This is a genomic window from Blastococcus saxobsidens, assembly GCF_002938435.1.
Lineage (GTDB): Bacteria > Actinomycetota > Actinomycetes > Mycobacteriales > Geodermatophilaceae > Blastococcus > Blastococcus saxobsidens.
In genome coordinates this window covers 22,040-40,529 of sequence record NZ_POQT01000024.1, presented here as the reverse complement: position 1 = coordinate 40,529, position 18,490 = coordinate 22,040, and the positions used below count along the sequence as shown (strand labels likewise).

The following is an 18,490-nucleotide window of genomic DNA, read 5'->3' as shown; positions in this document are numbered from 1 at the left end:
CGTGCGCCGCCTCTTCCCGGAGCCGGCCGACCTCGACGACGACGGCCTGGTCGAGGCCTACCGGCTGCCTGGGGGCCGCTCGCTGCGGATGGACTTCATCGCCTCGCTCGACGGCGCCATCACCGTCGGCGGGGTGAGCGAGGGGCTCGGCTCCCCCGGTGACCGCCGCGTGTTCCGGGTCCTGCGCGCGCTGTCCGACGTCGTGCTCGTCGGGCACGGCACGGCGGCGACCGAGGGCTACCGGCCCGTGCTGCCCGACTCCGCGGTCGGGCGGTTGCGGGAGTCGCTCGGCCGGCCGGCCACGGCACCCATCGCCGTCGTCACCCGGCGGGCGTCGCTCGACCCCACCGCGGGTCTGGTCACCGACGCCGTCTCCCCCACGATCGTGGTCACCTGCGGCGCGGCCGACCCGGACCGCCGGGCCGCACTGACCGCCGCCGGTGCCGAGGTGCTGGTCTGCGGCGACGACGACGTCGACCTGCCGGCCGCCCTGGAGGCGCTGGCCGCGCGCGGCCTGGAGCAGGTGACCTGCGAGGGCGGCCCCCAGCTGCTGCGCACGGCGCTGGACGCCCGGGTCGTCGACGAGCTCGACCTGTCGGTGTCACCGACCCTGGTCGGCGGCGAGACCCGGCTGCTGGACGCCCTTCTGGCCGGGCCGGCGCAGCTGGCACTGCGCCAGCTCCTCGAGGAGGACGGGATGCTCTTCGCCCGCTACGCCGTCGCACCCGGGGCCCGGTAGCCGACCGACTGGGCACGTGCCAGCGCCTCGAACGTCTCCTCGACGGTCAGCAGCGCGGTCGTCTCGATCGAGCTGAGGGCACCGCCGCCGATCGCCAGCGCCACGGCGGCCATCGAGACGTTCTCCGGCGCCTCCCCCAGGTTGATGCCGTCGTGCTCACCGAAGGAGTCCCAGAACCGGTGGAGCGTGCCACGTACCGACTCGATGCAGGCGGCCGCGGCCTTCCGCCGGTCCTCGGGCTGGGCGATCATCATCGCCCAGGTCTCCGGGGTGTAGCTGAACCTCGTCAGGTACCTGGGCATCGTCGTGCCTCCCGGTCCTCCCCGCGCCCGGAGCCCAGGGGCGCGGCCGGACACCGTGAGGTCCGCCGACGCGGCGGCTAGCGGACGACGGCGACGACGCCCCGCGCGGTGCTCCCGTCGGGGCGCGTCCAGTCCGCCTCGACCGAACCACGGCCGCCGGCGCGGACCCCCGGCTCGGGGAGGCGGACCAGTTCGACCGTTCCGGCCGCACCGCCGTCCCGGGTCCGGCCGACCGTGGGGTCGAGGGTGTCGCTCTGCGACTGGTGCTGGGCCTGGACCGCACCCGTGACGAAGGCGAGCAGCTGAGCCACCGCGACCGGGTCGTGCTCGGCGTCGTAGACCCACCGGGTGCCCAGCACCCCGTGCTCGAGGGTGCCGATGAGGCCCGCGGCCGCCTCCTCCAGGGGCGCACCGCGGTAGGTCAGCGGGGTGGAGTAGGCGCTGCCCTCCCCCGCCGCGTCGTCGGTGACGAGCAGGAACTCGATGCCGACCTCACCGGCCGGGTCGTCGAGCCGGAACCCGCCGGCCCGGGCCAGCCGGGGCGCCGTCGCTCCCGGGCGGTACCAGGGCTGCAGCGGGAGCCAGCCGGTCAGCAGCTCCAGCTTGGTCGGGGCCAGCGTGGTGCGGTGGATCGTCGCCATGCCGGCACCCTGCCACCGATCGCCACCGCTGTGGGGTCGTCGGTACCGCGGCACCGCGCGGTACCGACGACGGCGGTCCGGTCCCCGCCGGAATCGTCGGGGCGCCGGGCGTCGGCGCCGGCTGATTGACTGCCGGGCATGGAGCTCCCCGTTCAGCCGCCGGTGAAGCCGATGCTGGCCAAGCCGGCGACGAAGATCCCCACCGGCGACGAGTGGTTCTACGAGCCCAAGTGGGACGGCTTCCGCTGCATCGTGTTCCGCGACGGCGACGAGGTGGAGCTGGGCAGCCGCAACGAGCGCCCGCTCACCCGTTACTTCCCCGAGGTCGTGGCGGCGGTCAAGGCGAACCTGCCCCGGCGCTGCGTCGTCGACGGCGAGATCATCGTGCCGCGCGGCGACCGGCTGCACTTCGAGGCGCTGCTGCAGCGCATCCACCCGGCGCAGTCGCGGATCGACCTGCTGGCCGAGCAGACGCCCGCCTCGTTCGTCGCCTTCGACCTGCTGGCCCTGGGCGACGAGTCGCTGCTGGAGGCCCCGTTCGGCGATCGGCAGGCACGGCTGCGGACGGCCCTGGCCGACGCCGCGCCGCCGATCCACGTCAGCGGCATCACCCGGGACCCGGAGACCGCCCAGCGCTGGTTCGAGACCTTCGAGGGAGCGGGGCTCGACGGCGTCGTCGCCAAGGCGGCCGACCTCCCCTACGGGCCGGACCAGCGGCTGATGACCAAGGTGAAGCACGTGCGGACGGCCGACTGCATCGTCGCCGGGTTCCGCTGGCACAAGAGCGGGCCGATCGTCGGCTCGCTGCTGCTGGGCCTCTACGACGACGCCGGCGACCTGCAGCACATCGGCGTCGCGGCGTCGTTCCCGATGACGCGCCGCGCGGAGCTCGTCGAGGAGCTCGCGCCGTACCGGGCCGAGGCGCTCGACGGGCACCCGTGGCAGGACTGGGCCAACGCCCAGGTGCAGCAGAACGGTGAGAACCGGATGCCCGGCGCGGTGAGCCGGTGGAACGCCAAGAAGGACCTCTCCTGGGTGCCGTTGCGGCCGGAACTGGTCGTCGAGATCAAGTACGACCAGCTCGAGGGGCGTCGACTTCGTCACACCGGCCAGTTCCTCCGCTGGCGCCCCGACCGGGATGCCCGCAGCTGCACGTACGACCAGCTCGACGTGCCGGTTCGCTACGACCTGGCCGAGGTGCTCGACGGCTGACCGCGTGTGACGACGCCGCCAGGGACGTCGCCCGATCGGGAACGCGCGCCTGCAGGGGTCGCCGTGGGCTCCTAGGCTCGTGATCATGCGTCTGCTCCGTGGCCTCCCGGCCGTCGCCTCCGGCCTGCTGGCCCTGCCCGTGGCCCTGGCCGGCTGCACCTCCTTCGGCGAGAGCGCGGAGGAGTCCGCCGCGACGAGCGCGGCCCCGACCGAGGCGGCCGCGGCGCCCATCGAGTGGAGCGACTGCGACGCCCGCATCCAGCCGCTCATCGAGGGCCAGCCGGGCAGCGAGCGGGACATCTTCTTCGAGTGCGGCACCACCGAGGTGCCGATCGACTACGACGAGCCCGGCGGCGCCACCCTGCCGCTGTTCCTCTTCCGGGCGGTGCCCGCCGGCCAGACCGAACGCATCGGCTCCCTCGTGGTGAACCCCGGCGGACCGGGCGGATCCGGCGCCGACGCCGCCCTCGGCCTGGCGCTCACGCTGCCGGAGGACGTCCTGCGCCGCTTCGACATCGTCGGGTTCGATCCGCGCGGTGTCGGCCTGTCCACGCCGGTGGAGTGCATCCCGGCCGAGCTCAAGGACGAGCTGGTCGCCGCCGAGCCGCGGCCGACCACCGCCGAGCAGCTCGACGAGGTCTTCGCCCTGGCCGGCGAGGTCGCCGAGGGCTGCGCGGAGGAGTACCCCGACTCGCTGGGGACCTTCAACACCGTCGACACCGCGCGCGACATGGACCTCCTGCGCGAGTCGCTGGGCGACGAGCAGCTGACCTACCTCGGCTACTCCTACGGCACCACGCTCGGGTCCACCTACGCCGAGCTGTTCCCCGACCGGGTGCGCGCCATGGTCCTCGACGCCGCCGTCGACCCCGACCGGGACGCGATCGCCGACGCGGAGGCCAACGCCGCCGGCTTCGAGGAGGGCTTCAACGCCTTCGCCGCCAACTGCACCGGCCTGATCGCCGGCTGCCCGCTGGGCGACGACCCGCGCCGCTTCCTGGAGGACCTGCTGACCCAGGCGGCCCAGGCCCCGATCCCCAGCAGCCAGGAGGGCGAGACCCGGCAGGCGACCCCGGGCGTGGTGCTCACGGCCGTGCAGGCAGCGCTGTACGACACCGCGTCCTGGCCGCAGCTGGCCCAGGGCCTGCGCGCGGCCCGCGACGGAGACTCGACGGCGCTGTTCTCGCTGGCGGACCAGCTGACCGGCCGGCTCGACGCCGACACCTACTCGAACCTGATCGACGCCAACATCGCCATCAACTGCGCCGACACCGAGGAGACGGTGGAGGAGACGCGGGTGCGCGAGCTCGTCGCCCAGTGGAGCCAGGAGTACCCGCTCTTCGGCGCCGGTGCGGCCGCCGGGCTCTACACCTGCTCGGTGTGGGAGGCCGAGCGCACCCCGCTCCCCGAGCGGGATGCGGCCGGCAGCGCGCCGATCCTGGTCATCGGCAACGCCGGCGACCCGGTCACCCCGCTGCCCGGCGCGGTCGACCTGGCCGAGGACCTCGAGAGCGGCGTGCTGCTCACCTGGCAGGGGCAGGGGCACACCGCCTACCCGAAGACCGACTGCGTGACCGCGGCCGTCAACGCGTACCTGATCGACCTGGTCGCGCCGATGGACGGCCTCACCTGCCCGGCGTGAGAGGTCCGTCGCCGGAGCTCGTGCTGCGGTAGGAACTAGCCATGGCCAGCAGCAAGGACGCCGTCGTCCTGGACGTCGACGGGCACGAGGTGCGCGTCTCCAACCCGGAAAAGCCGTACTTCGGTGAGCGCGGCATCCGGAAGATCGACGTCGTCGAGTACTTCGTCGCCGTCGGTGAGGGGATCCTGTTCGCGCTCAAGGACCGGCCGACGACGCTGGAGCGCTGGCCCGGCGGGGTGTTCGAGGGCGCCCGGATCTCCACCCGCGTGGACAACACCGGCGACGCGTTCTACCAGAAGCGGGTGCCGAAGAACGCCCCCGAGTGGGTGCCGACGGCGCACATCACGTTCCCCAGCGGTCGGACCGCCGACGAGATCGCGCCGGACTCGGTGGCCGTCGTCGCGTGGTGCGCCAACCTGGGCACCCTGACGTTCCACCCGTGGCCGGTGGACAAGGCCGACGTCGAGTCGCCCAACCAGATCCGCATCGACCTGGACCCGCAGCCGGGCACCGACTTCGCCGACGCCGTGTGGGTGGCCCCGCACGTGCGCGAGCTGCTGCACGAGTTCGGCATGGAGGGCTGGCCGAAGACCTCCGGCGGCCGCGGGGTGCACATCTACGTGCCCATCCACCCGCGCTGGACCTTCACCGAGGTGCGTCGGGCGGTCATCGCGTTCGGCCGTGAGCTGGAGCGCCGCCTCCCCGACCGCGTGACCATGTCGTGGTGGAAGGAGGAGCGCGGCGAGAAGATCTTCATCGACTACAACCAGATGGCCCGGGACCGCACGATCGCCTCGGCGTACTCCATCCGGCCCAAGCCGCACGCACCCGTCTCCGCGCCGGTGGACTGGGACGAGCTGCCCGACGTCTCGCCGTTCGACTTCGACGTCCTGACCATGCCGGCCCGCTTCCGCGAGATGGGCGACAAGCACGCCGGCCTGGCCGACCACGCCTTCGACATCACGCCGCTGCTCGAGCTGGCCGACCAGCAGGAGACCGACGCCGGTCTCGGTGACCTGCCGTACCCGCCGGACTACCCGAAGATGCCCGGGGAGCCCATGCGCGTGCAGCCCAGCCGCGCCCGGAAGCCGGCCGCCACCGAGGACTGAGCGGGGCGGCTCAGCCCGTCGCGGCGGCCCGCTCGTCGCGCAGCGCCTGGAAGACCCGGCGGCGCAGGGCGTCGCCAGTGCTCTCGCTGACGTCCAGGAACTTCATCGACAGCAGCCACCGCGGTCCCTGGGCCGTCTGCCGGACGATCTCGCCCCTCACGTGCACGGTGGTGTCCTCCAGGTCCAGCGTGATGTCGGTGCGGATGCCGTTGTCCGGGAGGAGACCCCAACCGTCGACCAGGGCGCGCATGCCGGCCTCGCTCAGGTCGACCGTGACGCCGGCCAGCCGCCCGTCGGACCACGGCATGCTCACCGGCAGCTCCACGCGGGCCCGCACGGAGCGCCGCCGCTGGCTGCGCTCGGCAGGACCGGTGACTGCGAGGTTCCACACCACGTCCTCGGTCTCGTCGTCGACACCGACGATCTTCGCGGGGAGGGTGCGCTCCTCGTACCCGGCGACCCAGTAGAGCTCGACGGAGTCTCCTGGCTTCACCGACGTCTTCCACGCCGCGCCCTCACCGTGCGGCCGGACGGCGATGACCTGGTCGTCGGACACCTCGACGGATGCCGCGACCGTGATGCCGCGCGCGACCAGCGTGACATCGGCCGACGTGCTCACCTCGGGGCGAACGAAGTCGGACTCGATCATCGGGAACCTCCACCTGCACGTCACGGAGAAACGGAACCGCGCCGTCATGGCGCTGCCCCACATCTCGGCAGGTTCGCCGGATCGGTGGAGGGTCCGGCGCAGCACCCCCCCGGAAGGGGGACCGCGCAGGAGACCGGAGGGACGCGCCCGCAGGCCCGGGTCGCGGACCCGGCGATCAGGAGGCGAGGCGGCGCGCCGACTCCCCCAGGACGTGCGCGGACACCGCGGCCGGGGCGCCGATCTGCAGCGACAGCGTCGCCGCCTCGACAGCGGCGCGCAGGGCACCGGCGGACTCCGCCAGGCGGTCGGCCAGGACCAGGTCGAGGTCGGCGTCGTGCAGGTCGTCGATGTCCCGCAGGAACACCACGGTGCGGTCCTGGGTGGCGGTGCCGGCAGGCGCGGGGGTGGCGGCGGCGAACTGCATGGTGGCTCTCCTGGCTCGTGTGGCGCCGGATCCGTCCGGCCCCATGACCTTCCGGCGCGCGCCGCACGAGGGCCCCGGGACAACCGCAGGAAATCCGCAAGACCGCGGAACCCCGGCCACCGCCGCCGTCCCTGCCCCGGAGGGGTGAGCCGACCGGGCCGCACGCCCGCTGCCGCTCCAGGCCGGGGTACCGCGGGTCGATGGGAGGTCTGGACGTCGACGGAGGAGAACCGGTGAGGGCCTGGCTGCTGGTGTACGGCGTGGTCTACGTCGTCATCGAGATGATCGGCCACTCCCTGGCGTCCGTGGGTTGGCCGCAGGTCACCACCCTCGACGTGGCCGCCGCGGTCACCGACGCCTTCCTCGCCGTCTCCCTCGCGCTGGCCGCGCTGCTCGGGCTCGAGCTGGCGGCCCGCCGCTGGGGCCCCGACCTGGTCGCCCGCCTGGACGGCGGGGAGCCGGTAGAGGTGCTCCCCGCCGCGCCGATCGGCGTCCGCTCGTGGCGCGCCGACCCGGTCGCCCCGCCGGCGGCGCCCACCCCGGCGCCGGCTCGCCCGCCGGTCCGCGGGACCTACGAGGTCGGCGCCTCCGGCAGCATCTGGCGCCGCCGGGACCGCAGGGTCGCGCCGTCCTTCCCCGAGCAGCCCGGCCACCTGCTCTGACGGCACGAGGGCACCGACGGTGAGCCGCAGGTCACAGTTGTGCGGCGCCTTGTTCCCTTCTCGCCGGTTTTGGCTAGGGTTGGGCGCGTCGGGAAGGCCCTGCGATATGGCAGGACCCCGATGCACCACCTCAGCTAGGAGCGAGCAATGCCCGAAGGAACTGTCAAGTGGTTCAACGCGGAGAAGGGGTTCGGCTTCGCCACCCCTGACGGCGGCGGACCGGATGTGTTCGTCCACTACTCGGCCATCCAGACCAGCGGGTACCGCTCGCTCGACGAAGGCCAGCGGATCGCGTTCGACATCGAGCAGGGCCAGAAGGGCCCGCAGGCTGCGAACGTCACGCCGCTCTGATCACCTGATCAGCACAGCGCCCCCGCCCGGGTCTCCGGGTGGGGGCGCTGTCGTTTCAGCGTCGCTACCGGGCGCGCGGCACGTAGCCGCCGATGAGCGCCGACATGAGCAGGGCGCCGTCGTGCTCGCCGACCGCTGCGGCCGCCTCGGCGAAGGCCCGCCAGCGCTGCCGCTCGACGTCGGTGGGCGCCTTCTCGGCCCGTGCGGTCAGCTGCTCGAGCAGCCGTTCCCACTCCCCCTGCGGGGTCGGCCAGAGACCGGCCAGCCGCCGGGCCTCGGCCGAGATGCCGGTGATCCGCACGATGTCGCCGGCGTGGTTGGTGAGCGGCTCGATGTACCCCGCCGTCGCCAGGGCCTTCGCGGCGGTGACCACGTCGGCCTTCGGCAGGCCGCTCGCCGGCACGACCGCACCGAGCAGGTAGGGGGAGCCGCCGTGCTGCGGCGCGTCCACCAGCCGGGCGATCGCCCGCAGCACGGGCAGGTCCCGGACGAACCAGGTGTCGGACAGGAGGCCGTCGGACGGCTGCGGGGCGGAGGTCACTCCCCCAGTCTCCCCGCCCCCCGGCGTGCCGACGCCCCGCCTCCCCCGGCGGGGGTGGCCGAGCGTCCTGCCCGGGCCGGCGACCGGGTGCGAGGCGGTGAGCGGCGGGGAATGGCGGCCCTGCGGTGACCGTTGACCCGGGCATGACGACCTCCCCCGAGAAGCCCCGGGTCAGCAAGACCGACGAGGAGTGGCGGGCGCAGCTGTCGCCGGAGGAGTACGCGGTGCTCCGCCAGGCAGGCACCGAGCGTGCGTGGACCGGTGAGTACGTGGACACCAAGACCGTCGGCGTCTACGAGTGCCGGGCCTGCGGTGCCGAGCTGTTCCGCTCGGAGACGAAGTTCGACTCCCACTGCGGGTGGCCGTCGTTCTACGAGGCCTCCGCCGAGGACAACGTGATCCTCCGCGAGGACCGCAGCTACGGGATGGTCCGCACCGAGGTGCTGTGCGCCACCTGCGACAGCCACCTGGGGCACCTGTTCGACGACGCCCCGCAGACGCCCACGGGTGACCGCTACTGCATCAACAGCGTCTCGATCCGGTTGCAGCCCACCGAAGGCTGAGTTCGACCCCCGTACGCCTGAGGGCGGTCACCGAACGACCGGTGACCGCCCTCGGTCGTTGTCCCGCTTTTCCGCGGAAAAGCAGGGAAGGGTTCAGGCGAGGTCGGCCACGAGTTCGGCGACGGGCTTGCGGACGCCGCTGTAGAACGGCACCTCCTCGCGGACGTGCCGCCGCGCTCGGCTGGCCCGCAGGTCGCGCATCAGGTCGACGATGCGGTGCATCTCGTCGGCTTCGAAGGCGAGCATCCACTCGTAGTCGCCAAGCGCGAACGCGGCCACGGTGTTGGCGCGCACGTCCGGGTAGGGGCGCGCCTGCATGCCGTGCTCCTTGAGCATGTCCCGCCGCTCCTCGTCCGGGAGCAGGTACCACTCGTAGGAGCGCACGAACGGGTAGACGCAGATGTAGCGCCGGGGCTCCTCGTCGGCCAGGAACGCCGGGATGTGGCTGCGGTTGAACTCCGCGGGCCGGTGCAGCGCCATCTGCGACCAGACGGGGTCGAGGCTGCGCCCCAGCGCCGTCCGGCGGAAGCGGGTGTAGGCCTCCTGCAGGGCCTCCGGGGTACCGGCGTGCCACCAGACCATGACGTCGGCGTCGGCCCGGAAGCCGGCGACGTCGTAGGTGCCGCGGACGACGACATCCTTGCCGGCGAGCTCCGCGAACAGCTCGTCGACCTCCGCGGCCACCTGGTGCCGACCCTCGTCGGCGAGCGGCCGGGCCAGCCTGAACACCGACCACATCGTGTAGCGGATGGTGTCGTTCAGCTCGTTCGCCCGCTTGCCGATGCTGCGCTGGTCCTCGCTCATGCCGCCATTGTCCCGCACCGGGGAGGCGCCTATCGGCCACGGTGCGGAAAGCGTGGGCGGTCTCACGCGGGAGGACGTCGGGGGCCGGCGGATCAGTCCGGGCGGCTCGGGTGCTCCGCCCTGGTCTCGACGCGGGCCGTGTGCGCGGCTCGGCAGTCATCGCAGGCGGCCATCCAGACGTGGTGGCGCAGGCAGCGGAGGGTGGCGGTGAGGGGGACGGCGGGATCGCGGTGCGGGTGGTGCCGGGTGATCACAGCACTCCCAACGCCGACCGGGAACGCGGCATGCCCCGGTCCACCGTGGCCGTCACCACGTCCACCCGGGTTCACAGGAGCGCGTCGACCGCGTGCCGCGCGTCCCGGATGCAGGCGGGCAGACCCACGCCCTGGAACGCGGCTCCGGCGATCGCCAGCCCCGGCACCCGGCTGACCGCGCCGCGGATCGCGTCCACCCGGCCCGGGTGGCCCACCAGGTACTGCGGCAGGCCCCCGCCCCAGCGGGCGACCGCCGTCTCGACCGGCTCCGGCCGCGACAGCCCCAGCAGATCGGCCACGTCGGCCACCACGGCCGCGGCGAGGTCCTCGTCCGTGCGCTGCAGCTCCGACTCGTCGCGGAACCGGCCCACCGAGGACCGCACCAGCAGGACGTCGTCGCCCAGGTGCGGCCACTTGGTCGACGACACGGTCACGCCCTTGACCAGGCGCCCGGTCACCGGGGGCACCAGCAGCCCGGACCCCGCCTCGACGTCCTGGGCGGGGAAGGCCATCGCCACCACGGCCATCGAGGCGTACGGGATGCCCTGCAGCGGCTCGACCGCGTCCGGCACGAGGTCGCGCAGCAGCCGGGCGGCCTTGCCCGCGGGGGCGGCGACGAGGACGGCGTCGGCGACGAGCACCTCGGGGGCGGCCACCGGACCGGCCAGCACCTCCAGACCCGTGGCGGTCCGGCGCACGGCATGGGCCGGGGTGCGCAGCCGCACGTCGGCGCGCGAGGCGGCGACGAGCGCGGCGGGCAGTGAGCCGATGCCCTCGTCCACGGTCCGGAACACCGGGCCGTCGGCGTCACCCCGGCTGCGGTTCCCGGCCGTGCGGGCCGCAGCGGCGGCGGCGAGCACCGACCGCTCCCGGGTCAGCTGCGCGGCCAGCGCGGGCATGGTCGCCTGCAGGGAGAGCTCGTCGGACCGGCCGGCGTAGACACCGCCGAGGAGCGGCTCGACCAGCCGGTCGACCACCTCGTCGCCGAGCCGCTCGCGCAGCAGACCGCCGACGGCGACGTCGCCGTCGAGGTCCAGCGGCGGGAGGTCCGCCTCCGCCCGCACCCGCGCCACGCCGTCCGGGGACAGGAAGCCGTCCAGCCCCTCTGCCGACGCCGGGACGCCCAGCACGGTGCCGGCCGGCAGGGGGAAGCGCCCCTCCGGCAGCACCACCGAGGCCTGCGTGGTGGCCGGGGAGACGAGCCGGTCCCCCAGGCCGAGCGCCTCGACCAGCGCCACGGCCTCCGGCACCCGCGCGAGCATCGCCTCCGGACCGGTGTCGTACCAGTGCCCGGCCAGCCGGATGCGGTGCAGCTTGCCGCCGATCCGGTCGCCGGCCTCGAGGACGACGATCTCGTCGTCGGGGCGCCGGCGCCGCCACTCGAAGGCGGCGGCGAGGCCGGTGATCCCCGCCCCGACGACGACCAGCCGGCGCGCGCTCATCGGGCCGGGGTGGTGGGGTGGGCCCGAGCCGGGGCGGTGGGGTCGGCCCGACCGGTCGTGAGCTCGTGCACCAGCTCGACGACGTGCGTGAGCACGCCGGGGTCGGTGTCGGGGAGCACGCCGTGGCCCAGGTTGAAGACGTGCCCGCGTGCCGCGCGGCCCTGCTCGACGACGCGGCGGACCTCGCGGTCCACGGTCTCCCGGTCGGCCAGCAGGACCGCGGGGTCGAGGTTGCCCTGCAGGGAGTAGCCGGGGCCGACCCGCCGCGCGGCCTCGTCCAGCGGCACGCGCCAGTCGACGCCGACGACGTCGGCCCCGGCCTGACCGATCAGCGGCAGCAGCTCCCCGGTGCCGACGCCGAAGTGGATGCGCGGCACGTCCCGGTCGCCCAGCCCGTCGAAGACCGCCCGGGAGTGCGGCAGGACCCGCTCGGCGTAGTCCACGGCCGAGAGCACCCCGGCCCACGAGTCGAACAGCTGCACCGCCGAGGCGCCGGCATCGACCTGCGCGCGCAGGAACATCGAGGAGGAGACCGCCAGCCGTTCCAGGAGCCGCGACCAGGCCTCCGGCTCGGCGTGCATGAACGCCTTGGTGCGCGCGTGCTCCTTGGATGGCCCGCCCTCGATCAGGTACGTGGCGAGGGTGAAGGGCGCGCCGGCGAACCCGATGAGCGGCGTCGCACCGAGCTCGGCGACCAGCCGGCCGACCGCCGTCCGGATGAACTCCAGGGCGTCGGGGTCGAGCTCGGGCAGCGCGTCGACGTCGGCGACGGTGCGCACCGGGGAGGCGATGACCGGGCCGATGCCCGGCTTGATCTCGATGTCGATGCCCGCCACGACCAGCGGGAGCACGATGTCGGAGAAGAAGATCGCCGCGTCCACCCCGTGCCGGCGCACCGGCTGCAGGGTGATCTCGGTGATCAGGTCGGGGTCCTGGCAGGCCTCGAGCATCTTGGTGCCGGCCCGCAGCTCCCGGTACTCGGGCAGCGAGCGCCCGGCCTGGCGCATGAACCACACCGGGGTCCGGCTCACCGGGAGGCCACGTGCGGCGCGGACGAGGTCGGAATCGGCCGGGGACACCGACGCGGGAGCGGGACTCACGAGCGTCGATCCTCCCAGACGACGGCAGGACGCGTGCCCGCCGCGTCCGGTGCCGTGCGGCGCGTCTGCGGGCCCCTGGTGTTTCCCGGCCTACTCTGCGATTCGTGGAGCCGCGCAACCTGGCAGATGCCGGGGAACCCGCCGGGGACGTCGCCGACGTCCCCGCGGTCTTCCGCGCGGCCCTGGAGTCCCTGGCTGCCGTCCGCGTCCGCCCGGAGATCGAGCTGGAGCACATCCCCGCGCCCAAGCGGCTGGCCCCGTTCGCGCACGCCATCGGCGCGCGGGTGCCGGACCCCGACGGCGACGACGAGGACGACGGCGAGATCGCCAGCGCGCGGTTCATCGTGCTCTTCGACCCGGAGGGCCACGAGGCCTGGCACGGCACGATGCGCTGCGTCGGCTACCTCTCCGCGGCCACCGACGAGCAGCTGGTCGACGACACGATGTTCTCCGAGGTCGCCTGGAGCTGGCTGACCGACGCGCTCGGCGAGGCCGAGGCGGGCCACCACACGGTGGGCGGCACCGTCACGCGCACGGCCTCCACCCGCTTCGGCGAGCTGGCCGGGCCCGAGCACTCCGTCGACGTGGAGATCCGCGCCTCGTGGACCGCCGAGGGCACCGATCTCGACCGGCACCTGCTGGCGTGGCTCGAGGTGCTGGGCAACGCGGCCGGTCTCCCGCCGCCCGGGGTGCGGCTGCTGGGTCCCTCCGACCGGGTCGGTAGCGAGACTCTCTAACATCGGACCGGCACGACGGGCGACTGCCCGCGGAGCCGGTGCTCCTCACTCCTGGACCCCGCGGTCGCACCGCGGCGGACCCGGCCGGGCGCCGGCGGACCGACCGAAGAGGACCGGCAAGAAGGTGGACGGCAACTGAGCACCGACCCCGCTCCGCAGCCGGAGGACGACACCGCCCCGGCGGTGACTCCCCTGCTGGCCCCCCGCGACGGGCTCCCCCCGGTCATCGAGAACTCCACCCAGCTGGTCGAGTACGCCGAGGCGCTGCGGGCCGGCACCGGCCCCGTCGCCGTGGACGCCGAGCGGGCGTCCGGCTACCGGTACGGCCAGAAGGCGTACCTGGTCCAGCTGCGCCGCACCGGCTCGGGCACCGGGCTGGTCGACCCCGTCCCGCTGCCGGACCTCTCGGCCATCCAGGGCGCCATCGGCGACGCCGAGTGGGTGCTGCACGCGGCGAACCAGGACCTGCCGTGCCTCGCCGAGATCGGCCTGGTCCCTGCCCGGGTCTTCGACACCGAGCTCGCCGCACGCCTCGCCGGCCTCCCACGGGTCGGCCTGGGCGCGGTGGTGGAGTCCCTGCTCGGCTTCTCGCTGCAGAAGGGCCACTCCGCCGCCGACTGGAGCACCCGCCCGCTGCCCGAGGAGTGGCTGGTCTACGCCGCCCTCGACGTCGAGGTGCTCGTGGACCTACGGGACGCGCTCGCCGCGATCCTCGAGGAGCAGGGCAAGACCGAGTGGGCGCGGCAGGAGTTCGAGGCGATCCTCGCCGCCGGCCCGCCGGCACCGAAGCAGGACCCCTGGCGGCGCACCTCCGGCGTGCACGGTCTGCGCAGCCGGCGCCAGCTGGGCATGCTCCGGGCCATCTGGGAGGCCCGCGACGAGCTCGCCCGCCGTCGCGACGTCGCCCCCGGACGGGTGCTCCCCGACTCCGCGATGGTCGCCGCCGTGCAGGCCGACCCGAAGAACGAGGGGGCGCTGCTCGAGCTGCCGGTGTTCCGCGGCCGCGCCAACCGCCGGCTGGTGGCGCACTGGTTCACCGCACTCGCGCGCGGCAAGGCGCTCCCGGAGGACGAGCTGCCGCTGCACAGCAAGCCCGGCGACGGTCCCCCGCCGGTGAACCGCTGGTCCGACCGCGACCCGGCCGCCGCCACCCGCCTCCAGGCGGCGCGGGCGCGGCTCGCCGAGCTGTCCGAGAAGCACTCCGTGCCGGTGGAGAACATCGTCTCCCCCGACCTGGTGCGGCGGATCACGTGGAGCCCGCCGGAGCCCCGCGAGGCGGCGACCGTCGCCGGGGCGCTGCGCGCCGGTGGCGCGCGCGAGTGGCAGGTCGAGATGACCCTCGACGTGCTGACCGACGCCGTCAACCGCGCCTGAGCGTTCCGGAGTCGGCACGGCCCCGTCCCGGCTCCGCCCGTCGGATCAGGCGGCAGCAGGGCCCGCAGGCAGCAGCGACTCACGCATGCGTCCGGACAACCACTCGCGGAAATCCTCCGGCGCCCAGCCCCGCTCGTCGACGAGCGCGGCGTGGTGCGCGGGGTCGTTCCAGATCCACAGGACGTCGACGGCCTGCTCCACCTGCAGGCCGGGCCGCAGGTCACCGACGCGGCGGACGTGCTCGATCACCATGCGAGCCCCGGCGAGCCGGTTCTGCTGCAGGCTCGCCCACAGTTCAGCGGCCTCCGGCGCACCGTCGGCCGCCCGGCGGACCGTCTCGAACACCGCTGCCGCACGCTCGCCGATCAGCGCGCACACGGTGGCGTAGGCGTCCAGTACGCCGGCGGGTGTGCGCGCCTCCCACACCGGGGCGAACCACGGCCGGGACGCCACCGGGACCGGCTCGTCGTCCCCGGCCAGCGCCTGGTCGAGCACCTGGCGCAGCAGCGCGGCCTTGGAGCCGTAAGCGGCGAACACCGTGGGGCGGGCCACGCCGGCCGCGTCAGCGATCGCCGCCAGCGACGTCCCCGCGTAGCCCCGGGCCACGAACAGATCGGATGCGGCGGCCACGATCGCGCGCCGGGTGCGACGGGCAGCATCCTCCCGCAGCGGTGAACGGTAGCGGCGGCGCCCGGAAGCCTTGACCTCGTCCATCGGGCGCACATACTACGAGCACATCGGATGGACAGTGTCTATCGAAAGGTGTCGGCCATGACCGCTCCGACCGCTCCCCGCCCGCGTCTGCTGCACTCCGACGAGGGCGAGGCGCTCTGGTTCCTCGGCAACCTCGTCACCGTCAAGGCCACCGGGGCCGACACCGGCGGTCGGGTGACGGTGGTGGAGTTCCTCAACCCGCCGGGCTTCGCCCCGCCGGTGCACCGGCACGCGGTCGAGGACGAGATGTTCCTGGTCCTCGGCGGGCGGGCCACCTTCCTGTGCGACGGGCAGCGACTGGCGGCCGGGCCGGGTGACTTCGTGCTGCTGCCGGCCGGGCTGGGGCACTCCTTCCTCGTCGGCCCCGACGAGCCGCTGCGCACCCTGCAGATCACCACACCCAGCGGGTTCGAGACGTTCGCCGCCACGGCCGGACGCCCGGCCGGCGCCCGACGACTGCCCGAGCCTGGCCCGGTCGACCCAGCCGCACTCGCCCACACGGCACGGCTGCACGGCGTGGAGATCCTCGGCCCGCCACCGGGCACGACCGACTGAGCCGGCGCCACCGCTTCCGCGGCACCGTCCTGGGGTGCGCACGACCCCGGCGGCCGGTCACGAGCGCTCCCTCCCGAGAGCCAGGACCGGCGGTGCGCCCCCCGAGGAGGAGGGCGGCCCGCCGGTAGGGGCTACTGGATACCGAGCTCGGTGCAGGCGGCGGCGAACTCGCCGGTGCACAGCTCCTCGGCCGTGACCTGGCCGTCGTCGACGACGTCCTTCACGTTCTCGCGGGTGATGCTGACCGGGTCCAGCAGCACCGACGGGACCATGCGGTCGCCCTCCGTGTCCTCGACCTCGCCGTTGGTCTCGGCCTCCACGCCGTTGATCAGCGCGATCGCGAGCTCGGCGAGGGCGTTGGCCTCCTGCTCGGCCGACTTGTAGACGGTCATGCACTGGTTGCCGGCGAGGATGTTCTGCAGGCCCTCGACCGAGGCGTCCTGACCGGTGACGGGGACACCCGCGTCGCCGTTGCGGGCCAGGATCTGGATGACCGCGTTGGCCAGCGTGTCGTTGGCCGCGAGGACGCCCTCGATGTTGCCGCCGTTCTGGGTGTACATCTGCTCGAAGATCATCGCGGCGGTGTCGGGCTCCCAGCCGGGGACGGCCTGCTCGGCGACCTGGGTGTACTGCGACATCCCGTCGAGGATCTCGTGTGCACCCTCGGACAACAAGGTGGCGTTGCTGTCGTCGGGCGAGCCGTTGAGGAAGGCGATCTCCGCCGGCTCGGCGCCGAGGCAGTCCGCGAGACCCTGGCCCTGCAGGCGGCCCACCTCGGTGTTGTCGTAGGAGACGTAGTACTCGGCCGAGCCACCCAGGGTGAGGCGGTCGTAGTCGATCGTCGCCACACCCTGCTGGACGGCCTGCTCCTGGATCTGGGCGCCGGAGGCGGAGTCCAGGTTGACGATCGCCAGGACGGTGACGCCCTCGGCGATCATCTGCTCGGCGATGGTCGCCATGCGCTGGGCGTCGCCCTCGGCGTTCTGGATGACGTAGTCCACGCCGGCGTCCTCGAAGGCTGCCTCGAGCAGCGGGCGGTCGGCATTCTCCCAGCGGGGCGAGGACTCGGTGTCGGGGAGGATCACGCCGACCCTGCCCGCCGCGTCACCACCACTGCCGCCACTGCCGTTGTCGGAGTCGCCGCCGCACGCGGCAAGGACGAACACCAGGCCGGCCGCGAGGGCCGTCGTCACTGTGTGCCGTCGCACCATGGGGACCTGCCATTTCGTTGGGGCTACAGAGGAATCCGCCGGGCCATCGTGCGCGCGGACGGCCGTCGACCACAACGGACCCCCTCGGCCGTTGCCCGACCGTGACCACGACGGCATCCGACCCGCGCGAGGGGGCTGCCATTGGCCGGACGGTTACCGACGGGTAACTTGGGCGCTGCCCGGCCCCCTGCTGGGCGGTGTCGACTCCTGCGGAGGTCCCATGTCCCGCTCGCTGCGTGAGGTCGTCTTCGTCGACGGCGTACGCACCCCCTTCGGCAAGGCCGGTCCGAAGGGCATCTACGCCGAGACCCGCGCCGACGACCTCGTCGTCCGGGTGATCCGCGAGCTCCTGCGCCGCAACCCCGCGCTGCCCGCCGACCGCGTGGACGAGGTGGCCATCGCCGCCACGACCCAGATCGGCGACCAGGGCCTGACGCTCGGCCGGACCGCCGCACTGCTGGCCGGTCTGCCGAAGTCGGTGCCCGGCTACTCGATCGACCGCATGTGCGCCGGCGCGATGACCGCCGTGACCACGACCGCCAGCGGCATCGCCTTCGGCGCCTACGACGTCGCCATCGCCGGCGGCGTCGAGCACATGGGCCGCCACCCGATGGGCGAGGGCGCCGACCCGAACCCGCGCTTCTTCAGCGAGAAGCTGGTCGACGAGTCGGCGCTGGTCATGGGTTCGACCGCGGAGAACCTGCACGACCGGTTCCCGCACCTGACCAAGGAGCGGGCCGACGCCTTCGCGCTGGCCAGCCAGCAGAAGTACGCGAAGGCCGTCGCCAACGGCCAGATCGGGCCGGAGCTCGTGACCGTGGCGACCCGATCGGCCGAGCACGGCTGGGGCGTCGCGACCGTCGACGAGCCGCCGCGCCCCGGCACGACGCTGGAGCAGCTGGCCACGCTGAAGACCCCGTTCCGCCCGCACGGGCACGTGACCGCCGGAAACGCCGCGGGCCTCAACGACGGCGCCACCGGCTGCCTGCTGGCCGCGGAGGACGTCGCCCAGGAGCTGGGCCTGGACATCGGCATGCGCCTGGTCGGCTACGGCTTCGTCGGCGTCGAGCCGGAGGTCATGGGCGTGGGCCCGGTGCCGTCGACGGAGCGTGCGCTGTCCCGCACCGGCCTGACCATCGACGACATCGGCCTGTTCGAGCTGAACGAGGCCTTCGCCGTCCAGGTGCTGGCGTTCCTGGACCACTTCGGCATCGCCGACGACGACGAGCGCGTCAACCCGTGGGGCGGCGCCATCGCCGTCGGCCACCCGCTGGCCTCCTCCGGCGTCCGGCTCATGACACAGCTGTCCCGGCAGTTCGCCGAGCACCCCGACGTCCGGTACGGCCTCACCGCCATGTGCGTGGGCCTCGGCATGGGCGCCACCGTGATCTGGGAGAACCCGAACTGGGAGGGCGACAAGTGAGCGAGCTTGCGAGCGAACCGATGAGCACAGCAGCGCCGCGA

The 18,490-nt window shown here is 73.8% G+C and carries 21 protein-coding genes; 11 read left to right on the top strand and 10 right to left on the bottom strand.

Translation table 11 applies throughout. From position 1 onward, the window contains the following. The first annotated feature begins 1 nt into the window (after position 1). Positions 2-739 carry a dihydrofolate reductase family protein gene (locus C5507_RS14640; protein ID WP_104529253.1) on the top strand — a complete coding sequence of 246 codons (738 nt, stop codon included), beginning with the start codon at positions 2-4 and terminating at the stop codon, positions 737-739. Here the strand turns inward: C5507_RS14640 and C5507_RS14635 are convergent. Then, complete coding sequence (locus C5507_RS14635) at positions 712-1,041, bottom strand: GYD domain-containing protein (RefSeq protein WP_104529252.1); 330 nt, start codon at positions 1,039-1,041, stop codon at positions 712-714. The genes C5507_RS14640 and C5507_RS14635 overlap by 28 nt on opposite strands. Before the next feature lie 77 nt (positions 1,042-1,118). After that, the gene (locus C5507_RS14630) at positions 1,119-1,682 is read right to left on the bottom strand and encodes a maltokinase N-terminal cap-like domain-containing protein (RefSeq protein ID WP_104529251.1); all 564 of its coding nucleotides are present in this window, start codon (positions 1,680-1,682) and stop codon (positions 1,119-1,121) included. A gap of 138 nt (positions 1,683-1,820) precedes the next feature. On the opposite strand from C5507_RS14630, the gene C5507_RS14625 reads away from it, so the two are divergent. From C5507_RS14625 to C5507_RS14615, 3 genes are all read left to right on the top strand, one after another. Further along, complete coding sequence (locus C5507_RS14625; protein ID WP_104529250.1) at positions 1,821-2,894, top strand: ATP-dependent DNA ligase; 1,074 nt, start codon at positions 1,821-1,823, stop codon at positions 2,892-2,894. Positions 2,895-2,979: 85 nt separating this feature from the next. After that, on the top strand, positions 2,980-4,536 hold the full coding sequence (locus C5507_RS14620) for an alpha/beta hydrolase (protein WP_104529276.1): 1,557 nt from the start codon (positions 2,980-2,982) through the stop codon (positions 4,534-4,536). Positions 4,537-4,577: 41 nt separating this feature from the next. Then, positions 4,578-5,645 carry a DNA polymerase domain-containing protein gene (locus tag C5507_RS14615; protein ID WP_104529249.1) on the top strand — a complete coding sequence of 356 codons (1,068 nt, stop codon included), beginning with the start codon at positions 4,578-4,580 and terminating at the stop codon, positions 5,643-5,645. 10 nt (positions 5,646-5,655) lie between these two features. On the opposite strand, the gene C5507_RS14610 is transcribed toward C5507_RS14615, so the two are convergent. Together C5507_RS14610 and C5507_RS14605 are read right to left on the bottom strand one after the other, a co-directional pair. Next, positions 5,656-6,294: a PilZ domain-containing protein gene (locus C5507_RS14610; protein WP_158657614.1), complete on the bottom strand. Its 639-nt coding sequence runs from the start codon at positions 6,292-6,294 to the stop codon at positions 5,656-5,658. A gap of 175 nt (positions 6,295-6,469) precedes the next feature. Beyond that, the gene (locus C5507_RS14605) at positions 6,470-6,718 is read right to left on the bottom strand and encodes a hypothetical protein (protein WP_104529247.1); all 249 of its coding nucleotides are present in this window, start codon (positions 6,716-6,718) and stop codon (positions 6,470-6,472) included. Positions 6,719-6,951: 233 nt separating this feature from the next. Between C5507_RS14605 and C5507_RS14600 the strand changes: the two genes are divergently transcribed. Beyond that, on the top strand, positions 6,952-7,380 hold the full coding sequence (locus C5507_RS14600) for a hypothetical protein (protein ID WP_104529246.1): 429 nt from the start codon (positions 6,952-6,954) through the stop codon (positions 7,378-7,380). Between the two features lie 147 nt (positions 7,381-7,527). Continuing rightward, positions 7,528-7,731, top strand: coding sequence for a cold-shock protein (locus C5507_RS14595; protein WP_040339721.1), 204 nt, complete (start codon positions 7,528-7,530; stop codon positions 7,729-7,731). A 64-nt stretch (positions 7,732-7,795) separates the two neighbouring features. Here C5507_RS14595 and C5507_RS14590 read toward each other — a convergent pair whose 3' ends face one another. After that, a complete protein-coding gene (locus C5507_RS14590; RefSeq protein WP_104529245.1) occupies positions 7,796-8,272 on the bottom strand; it encodes a hypothetical protein in 477 nt (158 codons plus the stop codon). Positions 8,273-8,415: 143 nt separating this feature from the next. On the opposite strand from C5507_RS14590, the gene msrB reads away from it, so the two are divergent. After that, entirely contained in the window at positions 8,416-8,835 is a 420-nt protein-coding gene (gene msrB / locus C5507_RS14585) for a peptide-methionine (R)-S-oxide reductase MsrB (RefSeq protein WP_104529244.1), read from the top strand. Positions 8,836-8,928: 93 nt separating this feature from the next. On the opposite strand, the gene hemQ is transcribed toward msrB, so the two are convergent. From hemQ to hemE, 3 genes are all read right to left on the bottom strand, one after another. Further along, on the bottom strand, positions 8,929-9,639 hold the full coding sequence (gene hemQ / locus C5507_RS14580; protein WP_104529243.1) for a hydrogen peroxide-dependent heme synthase: 711 nt from the start codon (positions 9,637-9,639) through the stop codon (positions 8,929-8,931). Between the two features lie 325 nt (positions 9,640-9,964). Then, positions 9,965-11,335 (bottom strand): protoporphyrinogen oxidase, encoded by a 1,371-nt coding sequence (gene hemG / locus C5507_RS14575; protein WP_104529242.1) that lies wholly within the window; start codon positions 11,333-11,335, stop codon positions 9,965-9,967. Then, positions 11,332-12,435, bottom strand: a complete 1,104-nt coding sequence (gene hemE, locus C5507_RS14570; protein WP_104529241.1) for a uroporphyrinogen decarboxylase — start codon at positions 12,433-12,435, stop codon at positions 11,332-11,334. Before hemE ends, hemG begins: the two co-directional genes overlap by 4 nt. Before the next feature lie 104 nt (positions 12,436-12,539). Here hemE and C5507_RS14565 point away from each other — a divergent pair, with 104 nt between their 5' ends. Both C5507_RS14565 and C5507_RS14560 read left to right on the top strand, forming a co-directional pair. Next, positions 12,540-13,172 carry a DUF3000 domain-containing protein gene (locus C5507_RS14565; protein ID WP_104529240.1) on the top strand — a complete coding sequence of 211 codons (633 nt, stop codon included), beginning with the start codon at positions 12,540-12,542 and terminating at the stop codon, positions 13,170-13,172. A 183-nt stretch (positions 13,173-13,355) separates the two neighbouring features. Then, positions 13,356-14,546, top strand: a complete 1,191-nt coding sequence (locus tag C5507_RS14560; RefSeq protein WP_242611068.1) for a ribonuclease D — start codon at positions 13,356-13,358, stop codon at positions 14,544-14,546. A 45-nt stretch (positions 14,547-14,591) separates the two neighbouring features. Here C5507_RS14560 and C5507_RS14555 read toward each other — a convergent pair whose 3' ends face one another. After that, complete coding sequence (locus tag C5507_RS14555; protein ID WP_104529238.1) at positions 14,592-15,260, bottom strand: TetR/AcrR family transcriptional regulator; 669 nt, start codon at positions 15,258-15,260, stop codon at positions 14,592-14,594. Between the two features lie 57 nt (positions 15,261-15,317). On the opposite strand from C5507_RS14555, the gene C5507_RS14550 reads away from it, so the two are divergent. Then, entirely contained in the window at positions 15,318-15,815 is a 498-nt protein-coding gene (locus C5507_RS14550) for a cupin domain-containing protein (RefSeq protein WP_104529237.1), read from the top strand. A 131-nt stretch (positions 15,816-15,946) separates the two neighbouring features. On the opposite strand, the gene C5507_RS14545 is transcribed toward C5507_RS14550, so the two are convergent. Next, positions 15,947-17,008, bottom strand: coding sequence for a sugar ABC transporter substrate-binding protein (locus C5507_RS14545; RefSeq protein ID WP_242611069.1), 1,062 nt, complete (start codon positions 17,006-17,008; stop codon positions 15,947-15,949). 238 nt (positions 17,009-17,246) lie between these two features. Here C5507_RS14545 and C5507_RS14540 point away from each other — a divergent pair, with 238 nt between their 5' ends. Next, entirely contained in the window at positions 17,247-18,449 is a 1,203-nt protein-coding gene (locus tag C5507_RS14540) for a thiolase family protein (protein ID WP_104529235.1), read from the top strand. The last annotated feature ends 41 nt before the right edge of the window (positions 18,450-18,490 follow it).